At 62.4% G+C, this 589-nt stretch carries 1 pseudogene; it reads right to left on the bottom strand.

Going from position 1 to position 589, the window contains the following annotated elements:
• Window positions 1–192 (bottom strand): annotated as a pseudogene (locus ACTU3N_RS01470) (DUF5011 domain-containing protein); the annotation flags it as partial.
• Window positions 193–589 lie beyond the last annotated feature (397 nt).

Raw genomic sequence — 589 nt, 5'->3', positions numbered from 1 at the left:
CCGTGTCGGCGTCGGCGTCTGTGTCTGCATCTGCATCGGCATCAGCGTCGGTATCCGCATCAGCGTCGGTGTCGGTGTCGGTGTCGGTGTCCGCATCGGCGTCTGTATCGGCATCGGTATCCGCGTCAGCATCGGTGTCGGCGTCTGCATCAGTGTCGGCGTCAGCATCGGTGTCGGCGTCCGTATCGGCATCAGCGTCGGTNAGCGTCCGCATCGGTATCTGTATCCGCATCAGCGTCTGCGTCGGTATCCGTGTCTGCATCTGTATCCGCGTCAGCATCGGTGTCGGCGTCTGCATCAGTGTCGGCGTCAGCATCTGTGTCGGCGTCCGTATCGGCATCAGCGTCCGTATCAGCATCTGTGTCGGCGTCCGTGTCGGCGTCCGCGTCCGTATCTGCATCCGTATCCGCATCGGCGTCTGCGTCCGTATCGGCATCTGTATCCGCATCTGCGTCGGCATCTGTGTCGGTGTCCGCATCTGCATCAGCGTCTGTATCCGCGTCAGCATCGGTGTCTGTATCTGCGTCGGTGTCGGTATCGGTGTCTGCGTCCGCATCTGCGTCGGTGTCAGTGTCGGCGTCCGTGTCGG

Origin of the sequence: Vagococcus sp. WN89Y, assembly GCF_052220145.1 — a bacterium.
Taxonomy (GTDB): Bacteria; Pseudomonadota; Gammaproteobacteria; order Enterobacterales; family Enterobacteriaceae; genus Kosakonia.
The sequence above is the reverse complement of the archived record's forward strand: the minus strand, read 5'-3'. Positions and strand labels throughout refer to the sequence as shown.